Genomic DNA, 23,503 nt, shown 5'->3' with positions numbered 1-23,503 from the left:
TATGAGAAAAAGCAAACTTATAAGCGCAGTGCTCTTCACCGCATGGATGACATTCCATTCTATCGGTGCGCTGGGTCAACAGATCCTACGTGGGGAAGTTAAGAACCTGATAGGAGAGCCCATTGTCGGAGCCAATATATTTCTAAAGAAGGGCGAGGTCAGCTTTTCGTCCGGTGAGGGCGGAAGGTTCTCGATTCCAGTAAAACGATTGCCCGATACTCTTTTGGTGAGCCATCTGGGATTTGTAACATATGAAATGGGACTAGGGCATGGAGAACTTCAATACCTTACAATTTTTCTCCAGGAAGAAGGCCGTGAATTGAGGGCGGTCGAGGTGTCTACCGGATATCAGCAGCTACCCAGAGAGCGGGCAACGGGAGCTTTTGAATTTGTCGATAAGAAGCTGTTATCCAGGGGTGTGAGCTCCAATATTATGGACAGGTTGGAAGGCGTTGCAAGCTCATTGAATTTTGATAAGAGGAACGCTTCGGAGAACGGGTTGGTTGCGCCTGTGCCACTGGTGAGGGGTGTCAGTACCATCAATGCGAACCTGAGCCCTTTGATCGTAGTCGATAATTTTCCATATGAGGGAGATATCAATAACATCAACCCTGAGGATGTGGAAAGTGTAACGGTCCTTAAGGATGCAGCCGCTGCATCGATCTGGGGGGCAAGGGCAGGTAATGGTGTGATCGTCATATCGACAAAAAAAGCATTAGGGTCGAAATCCAGGATAAGTTTGAGCAGTAACTTTTCGGCAACACCCAGACCGGACCTCTTTTACAATGGGGGTTACCTGGCTGCAGGGGATTTTATTGAAGTCGAGAGGATGCTGTTCGATCAGGGCTTTTATCAGGAGGATGTCCGGACGCCACTTTCACCTATTGTGGAAGCATTGTTCAGAGACGACCCAAGCATTGACAACTTAGTAAATTACTACAGTAAATACGATATTAGACGGGAAGCCGAAGAGCACCTGTATAGGAATGCGGGTTCGTTCAGAAATTCACTCAGCATCAGCGGTGGTTCGGACTCTTATGCTTATTATATTTCAGCGGGGGATGACAGAAGTAAATATAACATCGTCAGCGATGAATCTTCCAGGACAACGCTCACGAGCAACACGTCGATAAAACCACTTGAGAACCTTTCGCTACACCTTGGGGTCAACTTTGTGCATACCAACAGGCAAAATAACGGGATAAGTTTAAGGGAGCTGAGAACGCAGGGGCTTTATCCATACGCCCAATTGGCCGATGAAGAGAGGAACCCGTTGCCTATACCTACCGATTACCGGATGACATACGTCCAAGAGGCTGAAGACAACGGCTTGCTTAACTGGGGGTTCTACCCCTTGAGCGAAATCGGCCTGAAAGAAAAATATGATAAAAATATGGAGACGAGGGTCAACCTGGGGATAGATTATAAATTGCCCGCGGGATTGACATTCGCAATGAAGTTTCAGTACAGGAACTCAAACCGGGAACTACGGAACTTGCGGACAGAAGAGAGCTATTACACAAGGAACCTGATCAACCGGTTTACCCAGGCGGATGGTAGCCATGCGGTGCCAAGGGGTAGTATTCTGACTGAAAACAAGGATAGGGTCAGAGCCTATATAGGTAGGGCGCAAATCGACTTTGACCGGCGGTTTGATGACAAGCATGTTGTAAAGGCACTCGCAGGTGCCGAGGTACGAGAGGTCAAAACTACGGCAAACGCACAAGGGGTTTATGGTTTTGATGAGGAAATATACACGTTTCAGAACCGGATTGATTATAGTACGAGATTTTATACGCTGCCTACCGGAAGGGCGAACATCCCATCACAGGGCAATAGCTTCAGGGAATTGACGGACCGGTATATTTCGTATTTTTCAAATGCTTCCTATTCCTACGATGACCGTTATTTGATCTCCGCCAGCGCACGGTCCGACGGCTCGAACCTTTTTGGGGTAAAGACAAACCAACAACGGGTGCCTTTATGGTCAACGGGAGCGGCTTGGTTGGTAGACAACGAGGGATTCTATAACAATGAAACCATTACCTATCTAAAACTAAGGGCTACATTCGGGTACAGTGGAAACATAGACCGGTCAACAACGGCGTTCCCAACTGGCTATTACCTGACAGACCATGTGACGGGACTGGACTATGTTTCGATCAGCACGGCTGGCAATCCGCAGCTGCGATGGGAAAAAGTGCGGACGTTTAATCTGGGTGCCGACTTCGCAACAAAGAACGGAAGGCTGTCGGGGAGCCTGGAGTATTATAGTAAGCACTCAACTGATTTGTTGGGCAACATACCATTGGATCCCACTTCTGGATATTTTCTCGGGACAGGATATTCATATCGTATAAACTATGCAGATCTTAAAGCAAAGGGCTTTGAAGCAACTTTGAACAGTAAAAACCAGATTGGCAGGTTGCAATGGGATATCACCGCGATATTCAATTACAATACGGACAAGGTAACGGATTATAAATTCGAAGGGACGGCCGTGGCCTCCTATTTGTCGACATATGTTGAGCCAGTTCCGCGATTGGGTTACCCTGCGTTTGGTCTTTACAGTTATCCCTGGCATGGGCTCGATCCAGAAACAGGTGACCCTCAGGTCTTGGTGGATGGCGTTATTTCTGACGACTACTCAGCTTATGTCAGAGATCTAACGGTCGATGATCTCGTGTACCACGGTTCTCAAATACCAAAATACACAGGCTCGGTCATGAACAGCTTCCGGTACGGAGCTTTCGACCTGTCTATGAATATAATGTGGAAGGCGGGTTATTTTTTCAGGAAAAACAGCATCAATTACAACAACCTCTTCCAAAACTGGGATGGCCATCGTGATTTTTACGATCGCTGGCAAAAGCCCGGAGATGAGCAGCGCACGGATGTTCCGTCACTTCCCCAAAATATTGTGAGCAATAGGGACCTGGTATATGAGCGCTCCGAAGTGTTGGTGGAAAAAGGCGACCATGTCCGTTTCAGGGATATTCGGTTAGGCTATACGATGTTGAGAAATGGACATAAAGGTTTACCTTTTAAGAACCTGAACGTATATGCTCACGCACAAAATTTGGGCATTATATGGAAATCGACTAAGTCAGGTATTGATCCTGAATATCCATATATGACGGTGAGACCGCGAGCGACCCTATCCTTGGGACTAAGGATCGACTTCTAAATACTAAATTATGAGAAACTATATGTATAGATTTATTTTTGTCACTTTGTTGTGGGCTTTAGCATCTTGCTCTGATTATCTGGATGTGAAACCCGATAAGTCACTCGTCGTACCCCAGACGCTGAAGGATCTCCGGGGCCTGCTTGACAACTCGGTATTAATGAACGGTTCCCACAGCACCCTTTCGGTTATAGGTTCTGACAATTTCTTCGTCGAGCCAGAAACCTGGCAGTCGCTCGTGGTCTTACCCGAAAAAAATGCATACGTCTGGAACGAGGACATCTATGAGAGCGATATCAATATCATGGACTGGAAATATCCCTACCAGCAGATCTACAACACCAATCTAGTACTGGAGACCCTGGATAAGATAGAAAGGACGTCTATGAATGCAATTGAATACGATGAACTGCAAGGGAGCGCCTATTTTTGCAGGGCATGGGCTTATTACCAGTTGGCACAGTTGTTCTGTAAGACCTACGACGCTCGAACATCGGATGTCGATTTGGGGCTGCCCCTAAAGCTTGAATCTGACATTAATATACAACCTCGCCGTAGTTCCGTGGCCATTACATACATGCAGATCGTAGGTGATCTAAAAAACGCATTGGAACTATTATCTGCTAAATCAGAAACAAAGACGCGGCCATCTCAACAAGCAGCCTATGCGCTAATGGCAAGAACCCTCTTGGTTATGGACGACTTCGATAATGCCTATTTGTATGCAGATTCAGCATTGACGATAGATAATGAGCTGTTGGATCTCAATATCATGGACGCCAACGAAGAGTTCCCGTTTATCCGATTCAATAGGGAGGTTATCTTCCATACAGCTATGGTTTCATCGACCATTTTGCACCCACGGAACCTGCAGGTCGACCCTTCATTATATGGCCTATATGAGGAAAATGATTTAAGGAAGCATATTTTCTTTACAATGGGGAATAACGGTTCACCTACTTTCAAGGGGTCGTATAACGGTGACCGCTTTTTATTTGCCGGCCTTTCAACGAATGAACTGTATTTAATCAAAGCCGAATGTGCAGTAAGGACAGGGAAAATGGAAGAAGCAAACGCTTCCCTGAATACGCTGCTGAAAAATCGCTACCCTGAAGGTTGGGAGGGGATAAATGAAACAGAACGAAATAGGCTATTGGACATTATTCTTCGTGAACGCCGTAAGGAACTTCCGTTTAGAGGCATCAGATGGTCAGATTTACGGAGGTTAAACAAACATCATGATCATGCAATTACGTTGACCCGTCAAATGGGTGATCAAACTTTTATGCTGGAACCCAACAGCGAGCGCTATGTGTTGCCGATCCCGGATATTGTTATTGAACTTTCTGGAATAAGACAGAACCCGCGGTGATATAGCCTAAACCCATTGCATTACATAACCCAGTTGCCCTGAATGTTCAAGGGCAACCGGGTGTGGGGTTATTCTGGATCAGTATAAGCCCGGTCTTTCACAAGCGGACTGTTTAAGTCCGATGTAGGGGCATGTCCGTTAGTATCTAAATCAGCACTATCGAATGCAGCCATGCATGTCTCAGCAGCTGGCGATTGAATGCAGTCCCCACCAGGGCCTTCTTCAATCTCAACGTCGACCTGGATTATGCCATTTGATACATCGAACCATACCAATTCGAGGTTTTCCTTCGGTGCCGTAAAGGCAACCGTTCCTACTGCAACCATCATTCCGATGATTGCCAGTAGATTAATTTTGATCTTTTTCATGTTAATGAATTAAAATGTGTAAATTCGATACTGTTTTAGTATCAATGTTTTCTTATCTGACCTTTAGGCCGGTCCGCCCGCAGGGGCGGCCTGCTGCAGGTTGCCCCCTTGATGTTTTGATCTTCTTAAATGTCTTTCTGCTGCTAAACCAAGTGCAGCGATCATGAGAAAGAATAGATTGAACCATAAATGATCTCGCCAACTGAGCTGATTAAGTACACCGCCACAACTGCAGGGTATGTCTTCCCAGAAACCTATAACGGCCAGCGCTACATAAACTGTAAATCCCAGCATCAGGAAGAAGGAGAGGAGAAGGCCGCTTTTCCGCGTTTGCGCGAACATCAGCATGGTTGCCGCCACCAATTCTACCAAGGGCAGTACCCAAACCAGTATTGGTGCCAAGGTGCTGACGGGTTCGGGTTGTCGGCTCAGCTGTGATGCGAACATCTCTACATCTGCCACCTTGCTCAAGGCAGTATATACCCAAAGAAGGATCAAGAGAAAGCTAACTGCCCACGATATGTTTTCTGCCCATTTCATAATTCCTGTTCATCTGGTCAACGGTTCAATAATGGATACCATAAAGCTCGGGAAGAAAAACGGCAGAAAAGGTTCGAAACAAACCATTTTGGGTTTATTTCGAACGAATTTTTGTTTGTTTCAAACATAAAATTGTTTGAAACAAACATCATTGTAACAAAGCTTCATGAATTTCTGACTATTGCTGTCTTACCCGCCCCGAGTTATTTCGGAAAGCAGGTTGGTTAGGTTCGGCCGGCTGGTACCAACAAACGAAGCGAGTTGTTCGTGACTAAGATACCTAAAAACGACTTGGTGATGGTCGCTCAGGTACCTAATCCGTTCTTTCACGGTGCATAGACGCAGAAAACGGGTCTGGAGGTGCCTTCTCCGCAATTCGGCATTGATAAAGAAATTGTAAAGGTACTGCCCCGTCGGGTATTGGAGGGACTCCAGGATGTCGCGTGTTTTGATTTTAATGAAGTTGCTATCTTCCTGTAATTGTATTTTGACAGTGCTCTCGAAGTAGGTTTTCCGGGCGATGCTGTCGGGTATGATAAAGGTCATGGGCTCCCAGAAGTTTGTCAGGATATCACGACCTTCGACTCTTTCGGAACCGGACACAAATCCGTCCAACAAAAAATAAATGGTGTTAATAGATTGGTTTTCAGTGTAGAGGTAGTCCAGTTTATATAACGTTAACTCTTCTACAGAACTTGTAATCATTTCAATAAACTTACCATCTAAAACAGCTTTTGACTGCAAAAATGATAAAAATCGTTGCATACTTTACCTCTAAGTTTTAGTGTAACCAGTAGTATAATTATAAAATTTCGATGTGTAATCGTCTAAAATGACTAATATAGCGAATGTTAGCAATCTACTTCCTCAGCACCATATCCTGCATTTCTTCTAAGCTTTCCTGCATTTTGATAAGGTAGCACCTTGCTTTCTCAATTTCTTTGGGATTGTCATAAACAAAGCCGTTCCGCAGGGTTTCGGCTTGTATTTTCCGGAATTTATTTGAAATAAAGACCTGGCTTAAAAAACTATACAATTGCTTGTGGCTAACGGTAGTCTCAATCAAACCGGTTTCTTCCATTGCGCGGTAGATGTTCATGAAGACACCCGCCGGAACATTAAGTTTGACGATCGGCCCCTGGTTGTTTTTAGCGACGGTATGGAATCCGTACTCTTCTTTTTCAACCGTTTTGATCCAGGCATCGAGTTGCGTTTGCAACGATTCTTTTAAAGAGGGAAATTCTTGATAGGCAAGCGGGTACAATTCGGTGACTTCTGTCTTCTGTATTAATCGGGAAATCAATTTTTTAAGGTTTTTGGGCTCTGTTTTTTCTTTTGAACTAACGAAGGCGTCGTAATAATAGGTGGTGAGTTTTGGATGGTTGACGCCGAAGATGATCAATCGCTGCATTAGCATGATTTTCAGATCGGTACTGGAATATTCACGTAAGAGGATATGGATCTCAGTTAACAGATCGATCAGGTATTTACGATCGCCCGGGTCGGTTGACTTTGCTTTTTCTGATAGGAATGCTTGAAGGATGTGGAGCAGACGGTCGTCAATACCGGCGTTTTTTAATCGGTTTAATAGGGTATGGGGGTTGTACAGGTCTGTAGTCGTGGGCGCTACTAACTGGTAGTTGCCACGTCCGTTTGGGGTGTTAGGCATAGATAAATGGTTTTCTTAGTTTTAGGTATCAGCAATTATAACAAATATACATAATTAAGTTTCTTTGGGAGGTCGCGCTGTGACCTTGTGCGAGCGACTGCCAGTGTGAACAGCTTGTTCTCTCGGTGTTGACTCTCCAATTCACAGGGTTGGGCTGAGTCGAGGCACTGCAAACAAGCGGCGGAGCAAGAGGGTTTCTCGAACGGGTTTTATAGCGAGTTTTGCAACTTTCCCATACAACAATCCACCATAGTCCACCATTTTTTTGAAACATGATTGTACAGGGGCATATTGGGCCATTGTTAAACACTTAAATCTTTAAAAACATGGCTATTATTAAAAACGGATTCATCCGTGGAAGGGTAGGAAATGTGGTCTACAAGGTGGTAGACGGTAAATCGGTGGTAACGTCTTTACCGCGCCGAAACAAGGAGAATTTTGAACCACAAGAGCAGCATGGGAAATTTGCGTTGGCGATCAAAATATCGAGCAGATTCTACCGGCAGTTAAAGGAGTTTAACCTTAATTTGGTGTCATCGGATCTGTACAATAAGCTGACGAGCTTCTTTGTTACACGGCATTCGTCGTTTATGATCGACGAAAAGACTTTTGAATGGAAAAAAATTGGTGAAAGCAGCGACCTGCCGATGACCAAGAAGATCCGGCCGCGGCACATGTTAGGCAGTGATCCCACAATGACTATTGAGGATGGTACGTGCAGTATCTTTATCCCACATTTTGAACTGCGCTTTTTTTCCTCAAATCACTATCGGATGCCACAAGGGGTGGTGTCGATGCAGAATGCGGTCGCTATTTTTCATTATGATTTCGAGTCGGAAAGCGCTGTGCCCATTTATCATTGGGAGTCGGAACGTTACAATCTTGGTTTATACGACAGGAGCTCTTCGTTTGTCTTGACACCGCCGCTGGTCGATAACGCTGGTAAACTCCTGGAAGATGGTTTGCTGTTGGCCGTTTTTAATATCCGGACCTACGCTCATCATGAATCAATGGCTTATCTGAACAACAAAAATTTCAACCCTAGCGTGATCATGGGGGTTTGGGCGAGGGAATAGCCGTTTAATGCGGTGACCCGAAAAGTGACCCTTGTTTAAATTTGGGCGTTGAAATAGCTTTGAAGAAGTAAACGGGCCCGAAAGTAATTATTATTTTTTTCAAACTTAAGTATATGATCTTATGAAAGATGACTTTAATTTAATTGGCTTTTCCAATATGCTGAAAGATTTACAAAAGCAAGTGAAGAGCGTTGAGGCCACATTAAGAGATTTGCTGAAGCAGCAGAAAGCAAATGTAAAGGGCGCAAGGCTGAGGCGCTACCTGACGATCGAAGAGGTTTGTGAGTTGCTGGACCTCCACCGGAATACGGTTTACCGGTACATCCGGGCTGGCAATATCTCATCCACGGTGGTCGGCCGGCAGCTTTACATTCACGAGGATGAGTTGTTGGAGTTGTTTAATAAAAATAGAAAAACGTTTGAATAATTGTCTGTAAAATTAACCGGATGATATGATACAGGATACTAAAACAGAAAAGAAAAACAAAGCGGTAACCGAGGCGCGAGCGGAGTTGGAAGAGGCGATCGCTTACACACAAGCGGTATATTTCTACGATCTTTTTCAACGGTGTTTCGAGCATTACACGGACATCTGCTATTGTGGCTACTGGCGGGAGGAACCCGAAAAGGAGCCAATTTTGAATTAGAACAAGGCCTTCCGAAAGGAGGGCCTTATTTTTTAGTTGATACCTGCAATCCACACAACGAAATCAACCTCACTTCCTAACGTGAGTTTTTTTCTGATCCGATATTTTCGGTTTTCGACGGATCGCAGTGTGTAGTTCCTGTATAGTGCGATCTCTTTCGTTGAGACTTTTCCCCATTGCGAATTCTGTGTTATAAAGGTGGTATCTACAAAACCCCCTATAGGGGGTATCCTATGAAGTATAGCTTGGTTAGTTTTGTATGCAAATTATAAAACTTAAAAAAAATGAAAGCTATCCAAATGAAAACTGCCTGGTTCACCTTATTGGTTCTGACTATAGTATCTTGTGCGAAAGATGATGATCTCTGCGATCCGAATGACGAACAAAGTCCTTGCTATGCCGAGGTCGCAAGCGGTGATAATCTATTGTTAACAGAGTATAGGCTAAACGATGTTCTTACGGCGAAATACGTTTACAACGACGAGAATAGGGTAATCGCTATGTATCCCTATGACGAGAACGGTGTAAACGACACGGAAATTCTTTATACATACAATCAAAAATATCAATTGGTGCTTACTACTTATAATAGGAATGGTTATATTTTTCTTCGTGATGAATATACCTATGGCGATGGCAATCAACCGATCTCATTACGACAATTTGATCCTGGTAATCCGGATTTTAATCCTGTATTAAGTCAGTTTACCTACACAAAAAATAAGACCGTGATTACGGGTAATAGTGGGCTTGAATTAACTTATACGTTTGATGACAACGGAAATCTCTTAACAAATACTCAGACCACGGTCGATGGACAGTTGCTGACTACGTTGGAATGGGGTGACTTTGACGATAAAAAGGGTGCCACCAGCAACCACCATCAGTTTGCATGGATAGCGGGAAGAGCGACCAATAATCCGCGATCTGAAAGGATTACCTCCCTTGTTACAGCTGCTAATATTGATCGGACGGTCAAATACACATACAACAAAGCGGGTTATCCTATTAAAGCTGAAGTCTATGACCGGGGCACCGATAATTTGGTTGAGACGAGGGAGTATATTTATGTAAAGGCGAAGTAAAGAGGCATTTAGGACTCAGCCACATACTCCACTTTCTCGATAATCATTTCGTGTTCCTTGCCATCAGAAGGGGGTTGGCCGTAATGAGCCGCTTTAAGCAGCTTTCACATAAGGAAATAGCAGCGGAACTGAATATTTCTGTAAAAACCGTCGAAAATCAAATAGGCATAGCGCTAAAGCGATTGAAAATTTTATTGAAGGACTATATTTACTTGCTTGTATTTTTTTTGTGGGGTTGATTGGCGGATGAAATCATTTTGATCCATGGGATTATCCAAGCAAGTGCGACCGCCATTTAAGATAGCCAACGCTATTACATAGACCCCAACCATTACATTTTTGGTGCTCACAGGGCATCAATTTCTCCTCTTTTTATACAATCTGAACATTCTGTTCACCACAGTCTATCAAGTTTTTTTTGGGTGCTTATGGCGCCATACGTTTGTAGCAATTGATAGCAAAACCGGTAGCGCATCAAGGTCAATTATTTTATTGTTTAACACTTAAATTTTAGAATTATGGGACTTTATGTTAAAGGAGTATTGGGATCGTTTTCAGGGAAAGTTGGAACGGTTGTAGGTGCAAATTGGCGTTCGATCGACTACTTGCGGTCATTGCCGAAACCTTCATCGAAGCCGGCAACGGAAAAGCAGATAGCACATAGGGAAAAGTTTGCCTTAGTGATCAATTTTCTGTCGCCTTTACGAGAACTGATTAATATCGGCTACAACGATGATCAGCAGGCTAAACAGACGGGCTTTAATAAGGCCACCGGTCAGCTAATGCGATTGGTTGAAGGCGAGTACCCGAATTTCAATATCCCGTATGATCAGGTGGTTCTTTCGAACGGTGGGATGCAGCCTGTGCGTGCGGTAGTGGGTACGGGTATGGACGGTATGGATATCAGCTGGAATACGGCGAGTAATCTGTACGGTGCGAACCCTACGGATGTGGTGAACTTGGTGCTTTATAGCGAGGTGACGGACGACTTCTTCGTATTCCAGGATGCGACGCGGGCGGACGGCCTGTATTCGATCACTTCGGAGGAGATGGGCGGAGGTGACTTCCATGGATGGATATTTGCCACCTCGGCCAACAATGCTGGCCGCTCGAAGAGCACCTATTTAGGGTTGATCGAGTTCTAGAGTCGGTTTCTAGCGAAGTACTTTCTCCGTCATTCGCCATAGTATATACAGGAGAAAGTAAAGAGGGGAGCGGCCGGGAGGCTGCTTCCCTTCTTTAAACCTTAATCTTTTAATCACTTAAAAATTTTCAACAATGATAACGAATGAATCTACATACACTGTTTCCGGTGGTTTAAACCGCTTGGGGCAAACGGTTTATCGTTCTGCACAGGGAGTCTTCCGTGCTATACAAGACGTCTACCGTTCTGCACAAAGAGTCCTCCGTTTTGCGCTCCGTTATAAATTGGGCATCATGCTGATTGTGTCGGTGCTGACCTTCATCGCTTCGGGGGATGTGCTGCGGATGGTGGACGTGACGGCAGCGCCGATCGACCTAGGTATTTTGGCCGTGCTGCCGCTGTCGGCCATCACGGTGATCAGTTTTCTGATGCTGACTGAATGGCTCATTGCCTGGCAATGGCCGGTACTGGATGCATACCAACGTAATTTTCTGGAAAAAACATTTAAACATCTTCTATCATGGCAAAAAGCATTAATTTATTTTTCGTTCTACTTAGCGCTCTTGTATTCGTTTATCAGCGTGACGAAGGCGTTTCTGTAAGGGCTCCTTACGTGGGCGCCACTGGATCGGTGGAAGCTTCCCCGCGCGACCGGCTTCAGCAGATTTACCTCGGTGAGGTTGGCGTGCGTGAGCGGACGGGTAGGAACGATGGTGAGCGGGTAGCGGAATACCTGCGCTATACACACTTGGGTGAGGGCTATGCATGGTGTGCGTCTTTTGTCTCCTGGGTTTACGGCCAGGCAGGCTATCCCGAACCGCGGACAGCCTGGTCGCCATCGCTCTTCCCACAGAAACGCGTGATCTGGGAACGGGGACGTGGGTCGCGGCCTATCGGGAAGTCACCTGCGGCTACGTTACTCCCACAAAAAGGGGATGTCTTCGGAATTTACTTTAATTCGGTGAAGCGGATTGCGCATGCGGGCTTCGTGGATGAATGGGGCGATAAATATGTCATCACGGTTGAGGGAAACACGAATGAAGCGGGCAGCCGGGAGGGTGATGGGGTGTATAGGAAACGAAGGTTGGTTTCGAGTATTTATCAGGTTGCTACCTGGCTTTGATATTTGCAGTGAATTTTATTTCGCCGCTGTGTTTTGCTTCGGTTCCTCGCAAAGCCAAGGCGTTGAAATTTAAATTCACTGCACCGACATGGTGGAAAGACAGGTGGCAAAACAAATAACAAAAACTGATAAACACTCGGAAGACAGGGAGAAAAGACAGAAAAAATGGAAATTCAAGATGAATAGAAAAATGAGAAGAAATATACAAGTATTAGGCACTATACTAGCATTAGCAATATTCGTGTTTGGTGGTTGTGGAGCGATGAGGAAAATGAAGGAGAAGGAACGGGGGGAGAGGTTGTCGGTAGTTGATGAGCGTGTGGAGGTTAGCGATAGTTCGATACTGAATGCTAGATGGTTATTGGATGGATGGTCGGCTGGGTCGTCTGTGGTGACGGCTGTAATGGAGTCTGATTCGGCGATCGCATTTGATCCGCAGACGGGGTTTGAACTGCAGGGCGGTCGGGTGTTGTATCGCCAGGCGTCCGAGGGTTCCTCTTTGCTTCGGGCTTCCTCTGATCTGGCTATGGAGAGCCGTGCTGATTCGGTCGCAGAGCTGGATGTGAAAGAGGAGGTGCATTTGCGTTCGTTGGCGACGGATAAAACGCGAGAGGGAAAGTCAGTATGGTTTTGGCCCTTACTCTTGTTTATCGGCGCAATTGGGATTACCTTATTGGTTTTACGAAAATTTAATTGGAATTAAAATGAAAGATATCACGAGCTTAGATTTGATAGAAATGGAACTGGAGATGGCCGGTGAGTTGACGTTGGAGAATTTACTGGCCTATCATCAGGCGCTGTATTTATACGAGCTGTTTGATAAATACTTTAACCGTCATACTACTATCTGTACCTGCGGGTATTGGAATGAAGAACCGGAAGAGGAGGAGCTGGTGAATTGAGTATAGAAGATTATCCCGGTGCACCTGTATGGGATGCCTACTAAAATGGATGAGATCATGCAGTTTGCGAATTACTATGATATCCCGGTGATTGAAGATGCTGCGGAGGCTTTGGGCTCTACGCTGGACGGTCAGGCGATGGGTACCTTTGCTGATCTGAAAGGTATTTCTTTCTTAGAAGAACCTGCTGGTTACTATTCGAACAGATGGTTGTCTACGATCTTGGTTGATCCTGCTACGAGTGGTACAGATCGCGAAAAGATTCGCTTGCATCTTGAAACGGATAACATTGAATCCCGCCCACTCTGAAAGCCGATGCATATGCAACCTGTGTTTAGGGATGCTCCGTACTACGGTTCTGGTGTTTCGGAAGAACTGTTTGCCAATGGCTTGTGTATTCCGTCTGGATCTAACTTGACGGAAGAGGACTTGAACAGGGTGGTAGGGAAGATTAAGGAGTTGTTTTAAGATTGATCACTTGATAAGATTAAAACCCAGTGCGTGAGATTTTGCACTGGGTCTGTCCATAAAATTAAATGCTATCGGGAAGCAGAAGAAATATAATTCAGATACCGCAACTCGTGCTGGTAGTACGACTAGTGCGGGCTAAGGCTACTGCTGATACCGCGACTTCGATAAGGAGTGGCGGTATTGTTTTTTTAATTGCGATTGTTTTAGCTGGCTTCGTTTATCCGAACTATCTGTTAGCTGTTGCGGGTGCTGCAGTTATTGGTGTTGTTTCCTTGCTTCACGACTACTTTTCACTTTCTTGGAAAATACGCTTATCCGTTTACGTAGCGGCTGTGCTGATGATGTTTCAGTTCTTACCGGTATTCATCATTATGCCCTGGTGGGCGATTGCGGTGTTGTGTATGTTCGTTCTTGGCTGTATTCAGGTTTACAAATCCATGGACGGTATCAACGGCATGACGGTTCTTTATAGCCTTGTTGTACTCGGTGGTCTGCAATATGTCAATATCAATGTATTTAACTTTGTAGAACGTGATCTGATCTGGTTGCCGATGATCTCATGTGTCGTATTCCTGTTCTTTAATTTCCGTAAAAAAGCAAAATGCTTTGCGGGGAATGTGGGTAGTGTAACCATGGCCTTTTGGATCATGTTCCTGTTGCTTCGATTGATATTAGATTCAGGAAATCCAATTTATATTTTGTTTTTGGCGGTGTACGGTGTTGACTCTGTTCTTACTTTGGTTCATAGTCTGATTCTGCGTCAAAATATCTTTGGTGCTCATCGGTTGCATTTTTATCAAATCTTAGCTAACGAAAGGAGAGTGCCTCACCTGGTGGTGTCTAGTATTTATGCAATTGTGCAGGGTTTGATTGTTTGGTTGATTATTGGGGTTTATGTGTACTGGTTAATCGTATTGTTGATATGTACGCTGCCATTGGTAGGGGTGTATATGCTGAAGTTTAGGTTAATGAAATAATAAAATATTTCTAAATTTAAATACTCCGGTTTTCAGGGGAGGCGTCAATCGGCGTCATTAATTTAATACAGCTAATATTTTTTTGAAGTTATTGTCAGAAAGATATTTAATGTTTGTATATTGGAATATTTAACCAGTTATTTCTTAAACCAACCGTAATAACATTGAATGTCAATTGTTAAATGAAAAATATAGTTTTCAACAATACAATCGGATCACCTTATGAATTTGGCTTTCCTAAAGTTAACGCCGAAGTTGAACGACAACTTGTGGCAAATCTTTTTGAGCAATTACTAATTTTCGACACCGTTGTTATAACCACTAATAGAGTAAACTATGCGCTTTATTTCCTACTCAAGAATTTGGGTATCAACGTAGTTGAAAGGCTTTTTGATCGTGGATACTTAAAAATGATGATTTGGGCACCGGCGATCATCACCGGTCGTGGAACATCTTTGGAAGATGGTACGATAAATACTTCTACTATATATGGTCAACCTCCAATTGTAGCGGGAGCGTTGACAGATGGTGATTTAGACCCAGAAAGAAACATTCATGAAGCATTGCGAAATTTTAATTTTCACCGAGATAGAAAGAGAATCTTCAACAGACGTGCTAGAGGTCACTACTTGGGGACTGGTGGTCTCGAGCTTTCAAAAGATGCAGTCGATATTGTAATAGATGCATATGAAAATGATATTCTCGCAGAATTAGGTTTGCCATATCTCAAGAAACCGGCTTTATTAGGAATACAAGAGCGTGAAGTTCTACAGAATCTTGGTCACAAGGTTCTGGAAACCACGATACTATCAAAAAACAATTTTAAAAGCTATGAGAACTATCAACACTATTCGATATGCGATCAAAACCTGAAAAACATTGGAAAAGCATACAACATAGCTGATAACACAAGTGCCATCTTGGCTTTAGAGAACCTCCCTAATTTAAAGGATCTATTTTTAAATGAAAGAATTGGCTTCGAAGATGTCTTTAAGATTCGATATCTAAATTCCGCAAAATATTACAGAAAATGGATAAATACAGTAGGCGAGAATGCGAATGCAATGGATATTTCAAAAGAATATTTAAATGAGATCAAAGGTAAATCAAATTTTTTTCAGACTAACGAGGGAAAACTATTAAAACATTTGACCCTCTTCGGTATGGGTGCTGCGCTTGGAAATGTTATTGGTGGTACGGCAGCGGTAATAGCAGAGCTTGGTCTAGGAGTTTTTGATTCATTAATGTTAGATAATTTAATTAAAGGGAGGAGTCCAGCTATATTTATTGAAAACCTAAAAAAAGAACTGAAAGAAGAAACATTATGAAAGAACGAATAGCAGGAATATATATTAAAGAAGGACAATTACCCGAGATTTTTGGAGAAGACCATGCTAGTCAAATTATCAATTTGGGGGGCGCAAACCTTTATTCAGATGTGCACGGTCGTATAGAAGCAGTTGAGAATCCACAATATATCCCAGGCTTTTGGGGAAAGACTGAGATTTCAAATATATCGGTATTAGTAGGTGAAAATGGAGTAGGAAAAACTACTATTTTGAATGTTTTTAGAAGTGCATATACAAGGGATGGCCTTCCAGGTGAGAATCCAATATCTTTTATCATTGAGAGAGATACTACCGTCGGTGTAACTTATGAAGTTTGTGATCCTAGAAAATTTTACACGGTTTACTATACCGGTCATTATGAATCTTTCTCTATGGAAGGTAATAATGATTATTACAAAGATATATCTATATCTGAAACCATGTACGAAGATATTAAGTTTACGACCGGTAATATGGCTCAATTAATGCTGTTGGCTGATTCTTATCGAATAAAGCGATGGATTAAATTTAGGGCCCAACCGGGAGTGAGTAAAATGCTTGGTAAAACCGCGTTGCCAGTATTTGAGCGGATTAAAATTAAAGTACATAATGACGAGAAACGGTTCCACGATACTTCTTACAACTTTCGTCCATTTTTTGAAGACATCCTATCATCAATAAAAACTGAAATAGGTAAGACCCATGAACGAAAGTTTGAGGAGCTGCGAGATCAAGAGAAGTTGCGAGATCAAAAGTACGATGATGAAGAATACCGTATCAAACTAAAATATCGAATTATAGAGAGTGTCGTACGTAAGATAATTCTGATTTTAGAAGGGACAGGAAATAAGTATCTGGAGGAGGGAAAGATAAGAAACGACTGGGATATAGAAAGCGTTCAATATCAGAAAAACGAAAGTGTGAAAGATAAGATAAATTGGTTTTTGAAAAATGCATATATACTTTACGAAAAGAATAAGATATACTTTCCAAGAAGGGAGATAATGGACTTTATGTCTACGTTAATATCATGTATACCACACTCTAACAAAACTAAGAACTGGACGGAGTTTTACGTAAACTTTGAACAAGCAAAGGAAGTTATCGACGCATATGACGTTTTTATTCTAGCTTTTAAAGATCATTTTGTTTATGATAAAGACACCCCAATAACATTCAGTGTGGATCGAAACCTGAGCTCAGGTGAAAAAAATATTTATAATTTATTTTCAAATTTCAGCAATTGGTATTCTGATGTTTTAAATGGCGTTGATGTTGACGAAAACCGAGCATCTATTAAAACTCGCGAGTTCAAGAATTATATTTTTTTGATCGATGAAGGGGATGTGGGTTTCCATCCAGAATGGAAAAAAAGGTTTGTAAATATACTTATTGAGTTCTTTTCGTTTCTTTTATCTAATAAAAACGTCCAGTTAATTCTTACCACTCACGACCCATTGACACTTTCTGATATTCCCAAAAACAATGTTAGTTACTTGGAAAGGATTGGAGATCGCACTGTGATACGCCCTGATCTTGATCAGAATTCGTTTGGTGCAAATATTACCGATTTACTGAAGGATGCCTTTTTTGTTAAAGATGGGCTAATCGGGGATTTCGCAAAATCAAAAATAAATAATATAATTCAAAGGTTAAATACTTTAACGAGTTCAGATCTTTCAGACGCGGAACGGCAAACTCTATCAAAAGAGATACTTCTCATAGGAGAACCTATCATTTTTAATAAGTTATGGAGCATGTATACGGAACGTTTTGAAGTTCCGGATAGTATGCGACGTGAATATTTGAAAAAGCAAATTGAAGAACTCCAAAAGGATTTAAATAAACTTGACCGTAAATAGAAATGATTAGTATTCGAGAGTGCCTAAACAGCGAACGGTTAGATCAAATAAGAGCGACCCATACTGATTTTGTTGTAGAAGAGATAGATAAGCGCATCGATTTTTATTCTCATCTATTCAGCTGGTTGCTATATAATCAAAATGAAAACAATATACCTGAGGATCTCATACGTACAGAAGTAAATAATGGTATAGTCCATCATAAACAAGCAGTTTCTTTAATCAAGAAGCTTTTTAACAATGAACACTCTTTTACACGCAACTCATATGGCCTCTTGGCATCACCTGAAGCCTTCAAAAATGACGCTCTAAACTATCAAGGTATTATCGCCTGTCTGGATAAACTTAAATCGAAAAGCCGTTCTATAGTAAATTTAGATTTCACAACGAGTACACAAGCCTCTCGATATTATACCTTGTCGAAGTCATCATATCAGCCTTTATTATTTTTAATACCGGCGATTTTTGATTACGGATGGTTTTCACGCCTTGGTCCTGGCAAGAAGTGGGGTCCTTACCAGCTAATAGCGAATTTAGAGATGCGTGTATGTCCATATTGCAATCAGCAATATACATTCAGTGTCTCTCGAAAAAGAAAAAAAATAACTCGAGCTGAGCTTGACCACTTTCTCCCTAGAGAACAACACCCCTTATTAGCGCTTAGCTTTTTCAATTTAATCCCGTCATGCACCGTTTGTAATAGAAATTTAAAAGGACGCAGTCCTTTCAGTTATGACACTCATTTTTCTCCATATGAACAAAACGAGAAACATGGTTTCCTTTACTTTGATTATGAGCCAACGTCTTACCTTGGGGCAGTGGGTGAATCGGACGATATTACAATAAAAGTGATCAAAGATCCACAGATTTCTAGTTCTAGAATAAAGGCTCAGTTAGGTGGTAATCTAGAAATATTTAAGCATGATATCTTAATAAATGAGCATAAAGATGTCGTTCAGGAAATTATTCGTAAAAGACATATTTCCAATGACAGTTATATTGAAACTTTGATTAAAACGTTTCCAGGGGCTAAACTTAATTATGAGGAAGCATACCGACTTGCCTATGGTAATTTTTACGACGAATGTTACTTCAATAAGCGCCCTTTGGCAAAGTTAACGAGAGATATTGCTGACAAACTGGGTGCACTAAAACCATTTTAGGATTTCGAAGGTGAATGACTCACTTTTTGTGCTTTTAAATTCATCCCAGCTGGTTTAAAAAACTAGTTCAACTGGACAAGTGTTACATTCAGCTACGTTCATTTATTACAATCATTTGTAATTTTTCTATTTCAATCGTTTGGGTAAGGCCATTAGAATGGTTTCTAAACCGAAAGCTAAGTTTGCCAGTGTCAAATTGACCATCATAAATTCCCGGAAATCCTCTGGCTTTCTCGTCTTGTATTCAGATGAAGTCCCCTAGTTTCAAATCAAGTTCGATAAATTTACTTACATGCATGTGTTCGATAATTTATCAATTAGCGGATGTTGTTGGATAAAATCTTATAGTTAAGTTGTCAAGTCCGGTTCGGTCAGTCTTCTGTTTTATAATGACCCTTACTGTTTCCCTACAATGGGGTTTATTTTGTTTCTAAGACGCCTTTCAACGTAGGGAACTAACATGTCGTAGTTGTTTACATCTAGTTTGATGTAACTGATCCGAAATCTTTGACCGTATAGATTTTCTCGTGACTTCAGTTTCATGGCAAAGGTTGTTTTATCTAGCTCCCTAAATATATGTCCATGAATCCTGCTTGCAATATTCCTGCTCTTTCCAATATAGAGAGGTATCCATTCTTTTAGTTCTTTATGAGCGGCCATTCTGATTTTTTTACACCCCGGAACAAATTTCATGTGATACTTAGGGTCGCTCCATAAACCTTTAAAATTATCCATCCACGATTCAATATCTGTATGTTTATTTGAAGTTTCTATTTCAAATAAATATATACCTTGACAATTATATTCTTGCCAGTCGACTTTTTCTTTTGAATTGAACCGTCCAGTGTAAATGGTTCACCGTTATTAAATTCTAGGTTATCGATTATGCTATCTAGCTTATCGACCTGACTACTAATAGATTCATCAATTGTTTTTATCGAGACAAGTGGATTGTCAATGGAAATGCTATCATGCTTTTAGGTTTATAATAAGCTTTGTATGCTTTAGATGGCCTAATATACTAATTTTTGTGAAATTAAATTCTGTTCGAGGAGAGCTTGGGTCTTGTCCAACTTTTAACTCTGCCACCTACCTCACCCCAACAACATCCTTCCACTTCGTGGTATACTCCTTACTCAGAAACGCTCGGCGCATTGTCCACTGATGATGCTTACCTTCAATGGCCATGCGCAGTGTTCCGTCACCATAGTGGCGATTGATCTTGTCCATGAGTTTGCTGACTTTATTGTTGACTGCGCCGTTATAGTTGGTAAACAGGTGCAATTGCGTTTCGCCTTCGGGAACTAATCCTGTAGCCATAACTTCAACCTTGCTCCACATATATCCGTGACGAAAAATATGTTTTAAGCCATGCATGGCTGCTTTGATAAGATCAGTTGCATTGTTGGCTGGATGGGGCAAAGGAATAGATATGGTCGGAAACAGTTGTGGCGTACCAACTTTAAATGCATTGGTATACAGTTTGACGTTAAGGACTGTGGCACAACTGCCATCTTTCCTCAGTTTTTGGGACAGGCGGTTTGTATAGCTGGCCGTCGCCTCTCGTAGATGCGCGTAGTCGTTCGTCGCCTTGCCAAAGCCTCTGCTGCAACAGATATTTTTCTTTCGTTCGATTTTCAATTTTAAGGGGATGCAAGGCTTGCCGTGCAGCTCGTACCACATTCTTACACCTTGAATGGTTAGCTTCTCTTTGACGAACTCGAGCGGCAAGTTCCGTAGGTCGAGGGCAGTAACCACGCCAAATTTATTTAACTTCTTGGCATAGCGTCGCCCAATTCCCCAGAGATCGCCGACTTCAAAGTCCTTCAAAGCAGCTGTGATTTCTTCGTCGGATTCTAATACGCAGGTACCGCCTGTTTTCTTGCACATTCTATTAGCTAGCTTCGCTAGGGTTTTTGACGGTGCGATGCCTACGGAAACGGGGATTCCCGTATTGCGGATAACTGTATTCCGAATAGTATGGGCATAATTGTCTAATTCTGTAAACCCGTCCATATCCAAAAAGCATTCGTCAATACTATAAACTTCTACTTGTGGCGAGAACCTCGCTAAAATGGTCATGACTCTGGCGCTCATATCGCCGTACAGGGCATAATTACTACTGAAGACCTGAACTTGATGCTCTTTGATTCTATCCTGAACGAGATGAAAGACATCGCCCATTTTGAAGCCTAAGGCTTTGGCTTCGTTGCTTCGCGCAATGATGCAGCCATCATTATTGCTGAGTACGACGACAGGTTTGCCATTGAGTTCTGGACGGAACAAGCGCTCGCAGCTGGCGTAGAAGTTATTGCAGTCTATTAATGCTACCATGGCAAGTTTTTAATGTTTGATCAGTTTGAGCATCGGGTTGCAGCTCCATGTGACCACTCCGAAAATGTGGATGCCATCATCGTCAATGAGCGTCCGCTCGGATTGTAGGCGACCGTTAACAAGGTATTTTTGTCTGCCTAGGATGATCAATTGCCTAACGATCCATTCGCCGTCCTTGTTGACCACGATGATCGAACCGTGACGGGGAGGGACGGATCGATCAACCACCAGGAGGGCATTCTTAGAGATTCCCAAGCTCTCCAACTCTTTAGATTCCATCTGGAAATAAAATGTACTGACAGGATCTTTGACTAGCTTCTGTACAATATGCAATCGGTCCTGAATATAATCTCCAGCAGGAGAGGCGAAGCCGCTTACATTACCGGGATCCGCTAGGGGTTCTAGTTCTTTGTCTCTTTTGGGGTTGATTTCTCTAAGCATAATTTCCTCATTAATCTTTGCTTCAAAAATACTAATAATATTAGTATTGCAAGGGAAGAAAAAATATAATAGAGTAATTGGCTACTAAAGAGGTTGGTAAATAGAATTAAAAAATCCCACAAGACCTTTTGTTATTCATTCCAGTCAGGTGGGATTTTTTCGTTCAGGTTCGGAACTTATTTCAACATCACCCATTTCCATAATGATGTTGAACCCATAAATATAACAAAAATCACTGAAACAATCCCATCTCAGGCGATGTTGCTCGGTTGAAGGAAACCATATTTATGGAAATGGGCTGGCATATGATCTTTTTTGGTGATCAACAGTATTCTTTTTTTATCGAAGTATTGATCAGGACGGTAACCACATTTCTGGCCATTATTATTTTATTGCGGTTAACAGGCAAAAGGGGAGTCAAACAACTTTCTATTTTTGAGATGGTGATCATTATAGCGTTGGGATCAGCAGCCGGCGATTCGATGACAGTTAAGGATGTTGCCCTTTCTCATACGCTCTTTATATTTGGGATTGTTCTGATGTTATATCGGTTATTAGTTCTCTTAGTCACAAAAAGCGAGAAAGCTGAAAAGTATTTGGGTGCAAGAATAATACATGGGTCGTGGCAAAGGGTGGAAAATAGTTCGGTGAAACAATCTCTTTGCAGGTGGTGTTGCTCCTTAACAAATATTAAATCATTCGATTATGGAAACGAGCAATCACAATTATACCGATGCCAACGGTGAACGAAACGAAAAGAGAAACGAACAGGATAGAGGAAAACAACCTGATCGGAACGACTCTAACAAGAAAGAACATTCAAAATCAGACCAAGAGAAAAAGAAAAAAGATGATGAGCAAGAAATACCCGATTACAGCAATCTAGATATTGATGAAAGTACGGGCGGCTCCGCTATGGGTGATCCAGAAGATGGAGAACCGAAGGAATAAAGCATCGAAAGCTCAAGGGATCTATTATTTAGCAACCGGGATATGGCCAGTGCTTCATATCGAATCCTTTATGATTATGACCGGTCCAAAAACCGATGTCTGGTTGGTTAAAATGGTCGGTTTATTGAGCTTGTCGATTGGATTAGTAATCTTGCTGCAAAAGACGCGCTCGAGACCACATCTTTTAAATATTTTAACGGCGATGAGCTTTTTAGTAATCGACATTTATTACGTGTCAAGCGGCACGATATCCCAAATATACCTTCTTGACGCGGCCATTCAGGACCAAAGATGATTAGCGCCAAAAACAAGACTATTGCAACCCCTGTATACGCTACGGGTATGTCAAAAGCATTTTGCATACTCAGCGCGATGCTATTACTTTGAACACCCGGTAGAAATACGGCTGTACTGACGATCGTCACCAATGCGAACAACATTGAATACCACTTTATACCCAATCCTTTTTCGATATAGAATGCTGGCCCTCCGCGGTATTGCCCGTTGTTGACTTGTTTGTATAGCTGTCCAAGCGTTGCTTCAATGAATGCAGACGCACTTCCCAAGAATGCGATTACCCACATCCAAAATATAGCGCCTGGTCCTCCCATAGCGATGGCAATGGCAACGCCTGCTATATTTCCAGTACCAACCCTCCCAGAAATAGCGATGGCAAACGCCTGAAATGAGCTTACGCCTTTGGTAGAGGATTTTCCGGAAAAAAGCAATCGGATCATCTCCCGGAGGTATCGGATTTGTAGAAATTTTGTGGTGAAGGAGAAATATATTCCAGCTCCCAAACATAATATTACCAAGGCATTACTCCAAACGATGCCATTGACTATACTGATTATTTCATCCAT

The 23,503-nt window shown here is 42.4% G+C and carries 27 protein-coding genes; 19 read left to right on the top strand and 8 right to left on the bottom strand.

Annotated features, from left to right (window positions below):
* Position 1: 1 nt before the first annotated feature.
* Both D3P12_RS11155 and D3P12_RS11150 read left to right on the top strand, forming a co-directional pair.
* Positions 2-3,187: a SusC/RagA family TonB-linked outer membrane protein gene (locus tag D3P12_RS11155; protein WP_118195519.1), complete on the top strand. Its 3,186-nt coding sequence runs from the start codon at positions 2-4 to the stop codon at positions 3,185-3,187.
* A 10-nt stretch (positions 3,188-3,197) separates the two neighbouring features.
* On the top strand, positions 3,198-4,559 hold the full coding sequence (locus D3P12_RS11150; protein ID WP_118195517.1) for a RagB/SusD family nutrient uptake outer membrane protein: 1,362 nt from the start codon (positions 3,198-3,200) through the stop codon (positions 4,557-4,559).
* 68 nt (positions 4,560-4,627) lie between these two features.
* Here the strand turns inward: D3P12_RS11150 and D3P12_RS11145 are convergent, their stop codons facing one another.
* From D3P12_RS11145 to D3P12_RS11130, 4 genes are all read right to left on the bottom strand, one after another.
* Positions 4,628-4,927: a hypothetical protein gene (locus tag D3P12_RS11145; RefSeq protein ID WP_118195515.1), complete on the bottom strand. Its 300-nt coding sequence runs from the start codon at positions 4,925-4,927 to the stop codon at positions 4,628-4,630.
* Positions 4,928-4,990: 63 nt separating this feature from the next.
* On the bottom strand, positions 4,991-5,467 hold the full coding sequence (locus D3P12_RS11140) for a MauE/DoxX family redox-associated membrane protein (RefSeq protein WP_118195513.1): 477 nt from the start codon (positions 5,465-5,467) through the stop codon (positions 4,991-4,993).
* A 189-nt stretch (positions 5,468-5,656) separates the two neighbouring features.
* The gene (locus tag D3P12_RS11135; protein ID WP_118195511.1) at positions 5,657-6,232 is read right to left on the bottom strand and encodes a Crp/Fnr family transcriptional regulator; all 576 of its coding nucleotides are present in this window, start codon (positions 6,230-6,232) and stop codon (positions 5,657-5,659) included.
* Between the two features lie 94 nt (positions 6,233-6,326).
* Positions 6,327-7,136 carry a hypothetical protein gene (locus D3P12_RS11130; RefSeq protein WP_118195509.1) on the bottom strand — a complete coding sequence of 270 codons (810 nt, stop codon included), beginning with the start codon at positions 7,134-7,136 and terminating at the stop codon, positions 6,327-6,329.
* Positions 7,137-7,462: 326 nt separating this feature from the next.
* On the opposite strand from D3P12_RS11130, the gene D3P12_RS11125 reads away from it, so the two are divergent.
* From D3P12_RS11125 to D3P12_RS11055, 16 genes are all read left to right on the top strand, one after another.
* Positions 7,463-8,212: a hypothetical protein gene (locus D3P12_RS11125; RefSeq protein ID WP_118195507.1), complete on the top strand. Its 750-nt coding sequence runs from the start codon at positions 7,463-7,465 to the stop codon at positions 8,210-8,212.
* Between the two features lie 121 nt (positions 8,213-8,333).
* Complete coding sequence (locus tag D3P12_RS11120; protein WP_118195505.1) at positions 8,334-8,639, top strand: helix-turn-helix domain-containing protein; 306 nt, start codon at positions 8,334-8,336, stop codon at positions 8,637-8,639.
* A 25-nt stretch (positions 8,640-8,664) separates the two neighbouring features.
* Positions 8,665-8,859 carry a hypothetical protein gene (locus tag D3P12_RS11115; RefSeq protein ID WP_118195503.1) on the top strand — a complete coding sequence of 65 codons (195 nt, stop codon included), beginning with the start codon at positions 8,665-8,667 and terminating at the stop codon, positions 8,857-8,859.
* 284 nt (positions 8,860-9,143) lie between these two features.
* Positions 9,144-9,944, top strand: a complete 801-nt coding sequence (locus tag D3P12_RS11110; protein WP_118195501.1) for a hypothetical protein — start codon at positions 9,144-9,146, stop codon at positions 9,942-9,944.
* 83 nt (positions 9,945-10,027) lie between these two features.
* Complete coding sequence (locus D3P12_RS15780; protein ID WP_118195499.1) at positions 10,028-10,183, top strand: sigma factor-like helix-turn-helix DNA-binding protein; 156 nt, start codon at positions 10,028-10,030, stop codon at positions 10,181-10,183.
* A gap of 279 nt (positions 10,184-10,462) precedes the next feature.
* Positions 10,463-11,089 (top strand): DUF6266 family protein, encoded by a 627-nt coding sequence (locus D3P12_RS11100; RefSeq protein ID WP_118195497.1) that lies wholly within the window; start codon positions 10,463-10,465, stop codon positions 11,087-11,089.
* A gap of 133 nt (positions 11,090-11,222) precedes the next feature.
* On the top strand, positions 11,223-11,690 hold the full coding sequence (locus tag D3P12_RS11095) for a hypothetical protein (protein WP_118195496.1): 468 nt from the start codon (positions 11,223-11,225) through the stop codon (positions 11,688-11,690).
* Positions 11,609-12,211, top strand: a complete 603-nt coding sequence (locus tag D3P12_RS11090; protein WP_118195494.1) for a CHAP domain-containing protein — start codon at positions 11,609-11,611, stop codon at positions 12,209-12,211. The genes D3P12_RS11095 and D3P12_RS11090 overlap by 82 nt, the downstream gene beginning before the upstream one ends.
* Before the next feature lie 178 nt (positions 12,212-12,389).
* Positions 12,390-12,914, top strand: a complete 525-nt coding sequence (locus tag D3P12_RS11085; protein ID WP_157970324.1) for a hypothetical protein — start codon at positions 12,390-12,392, stop codon at positions 12,912-12,914.
* A gap of 1 nt (position 12,915) precedes the next feature.
* Positions 12,916-13,113, top strand: coding sequence for a hypothetical protein (locus D3P12_RS11080; protein ID WP_118195490.1), 198 nt, complete (start codon positions 12,916-12,918; stop codon positions 13,111-13,113).
* A gap of 18 nt (positions 13,114-13,131) precedes the next feature.
* Positions 13,132-13,422, top strand: a complete 291-nt coding sequence (locus D3P12_RS15515; protein ID WP_262511133.1) for a DegT/DnrJ/EryC1/StrS family aminotransferase — start codon at positions 13,132-13,134, stop codon at positions 13,420-13,422.
* 12 nt (positions 13,423-13,434) lie between these two features.
* The gene (locus D3P12_RS15510; RefSeq protein WP_205941100.1) at positions 13,435-13,581 is read left to right on the top strand and encodes a DegT/DnrJ/EryC1/StrS aminotransferase family protein; all 147 of its coding nucleotides are present in this window, start codon (positions 13,435-13,437) and stop codon (positions 13,579-13,581) included.
* Positions 13,582-13,694: 113 nt separating this feature from the next.
* A complete protein-coding gene (locus D3P12_RS11070) occupies positions 13,695-14,561 on the top strand; it encodes an MraY family glycosyltransferase (RefSeq protein ID WP_157970323.1) in 867 nt (288 codons plus the stop codon).
* 182 nt (positions 14,562-14,743) lie between these two features.
* Positions 14,744-15,889: a hypothetical protein gene (locus D3P12_RS11065; RefSeq protein ID WP_118195486.1), complete on the top strand. Its 1,146-nt coding sequence runs from the start codon at positions 14,744-14,746 to the stop codon at positions 15,887-15,889.
* A complete protein-coding gene (locus tag D3P12_RS11060) occupies positions 15,886-17,751 on the top strand; it encodes an AAA family ATPase (RefSeq protein WP_118195484.1) in 1,866 nt (621 codons plus the stop codon). Before D3P12_RS11065 ends, D3P12_RS11060 begins: the two co-directional genes overlap by 4 nt.
* Before the next feature lie 2 nt (positions 17,752-17,753).
* Entirely contained in the window at positions 17,754-18,914 is a 1,161-nt protein-coding gene (locus D3P12_RS11055) for an HNH endonuclease family protein (RefSeq protein WP_118195482.1), read from the top strand.
* 396 nt (positions 18,915-19,310) lie between these two features.
* Here the strand turns inward: D3P12_RS11055 and D3P12_RS11050 are convergent, their stop codons facing one another.
* From D3P12_RS11050 to D3P12_RS11040, 3 genes are all read right to left on the bottom strand, one after another.
* Positions 19,311-19,574, bottom strand: coding sequence for a hypothetical protein (locus D3P12_RS11050; protein ID WP_157970322.1), 264 nt, complete (start codon positions 19,572-19,574; stop codon positions 19,311-19,313).
* Between the two features lie 429 nt (positions 19,575-20,003).
* Positions 20,004-21,248, bottom strand: a complete 1,245-nt coding sequence (locus D3P12_RS11045; RefSeq protein ID WP_118195479.1) for a Y-family DNA polymerase — start codon at positions 21,246-21,248, stop codon at positions 20,004-20,006.
* A gap of 9 nt (positions 21,249-21,257) precedes the next feature.
* Positions 21,258-21,689 (bottom strand): S24 family peptidase, encoded by a 432-nt coding sequence (locus tag D3P12_RS11040; RefSeq protein WP_118195477.1) that lies wholly within the window; start codon positions 21,687-21,689, stop codon positions 21,258-21,260.
* A 705-nt stretch (positions 21,690-22,394) separates the two neighbouring features.
* Here D3P12_RS11040 and D3P12_RS11030 point away from each other — a divergent pair.
* Entirely contained in the window at positions 22,395-22,640 is a 246-nt protein-coding gene (locus D3P12_RS11030) for a hypothetical protein (protein WP_118195473.1), read from the top strand.
* Between the two features lie 107 nt (positions 22,641-22,747).
* On the opposite strand, the gene D3P12_RS11025 is transcribed toward D3P12_RS11030, so the two are convergent.
* Complete coding sequence (locus D3P12_RS11025) at positions 22,748-23,503, bottom strand: alanine/glycine:cation symporter family protein (RefSeq protein ID WP_118197082.1); 756 nt, start codon at positions 23,501-23,503, stop codon at positions 22,748-22,750.

It is taken from the genome of Pedobacter indicus (assembly GCF_003449035.1).
In the GTDB taxonomy this organism is placed as follows: domain Bacteria; phylum Bacteroidota; class Bacteroidia; order Sphingobacteriales; family Sphingobacteriaceae; genus Albibacterium; species Albibacterium indicum.
Note: the sequence above shows the minus strand (reverse complement) of the source record. Positions and strands in the feature narration are given on the sequence as shown.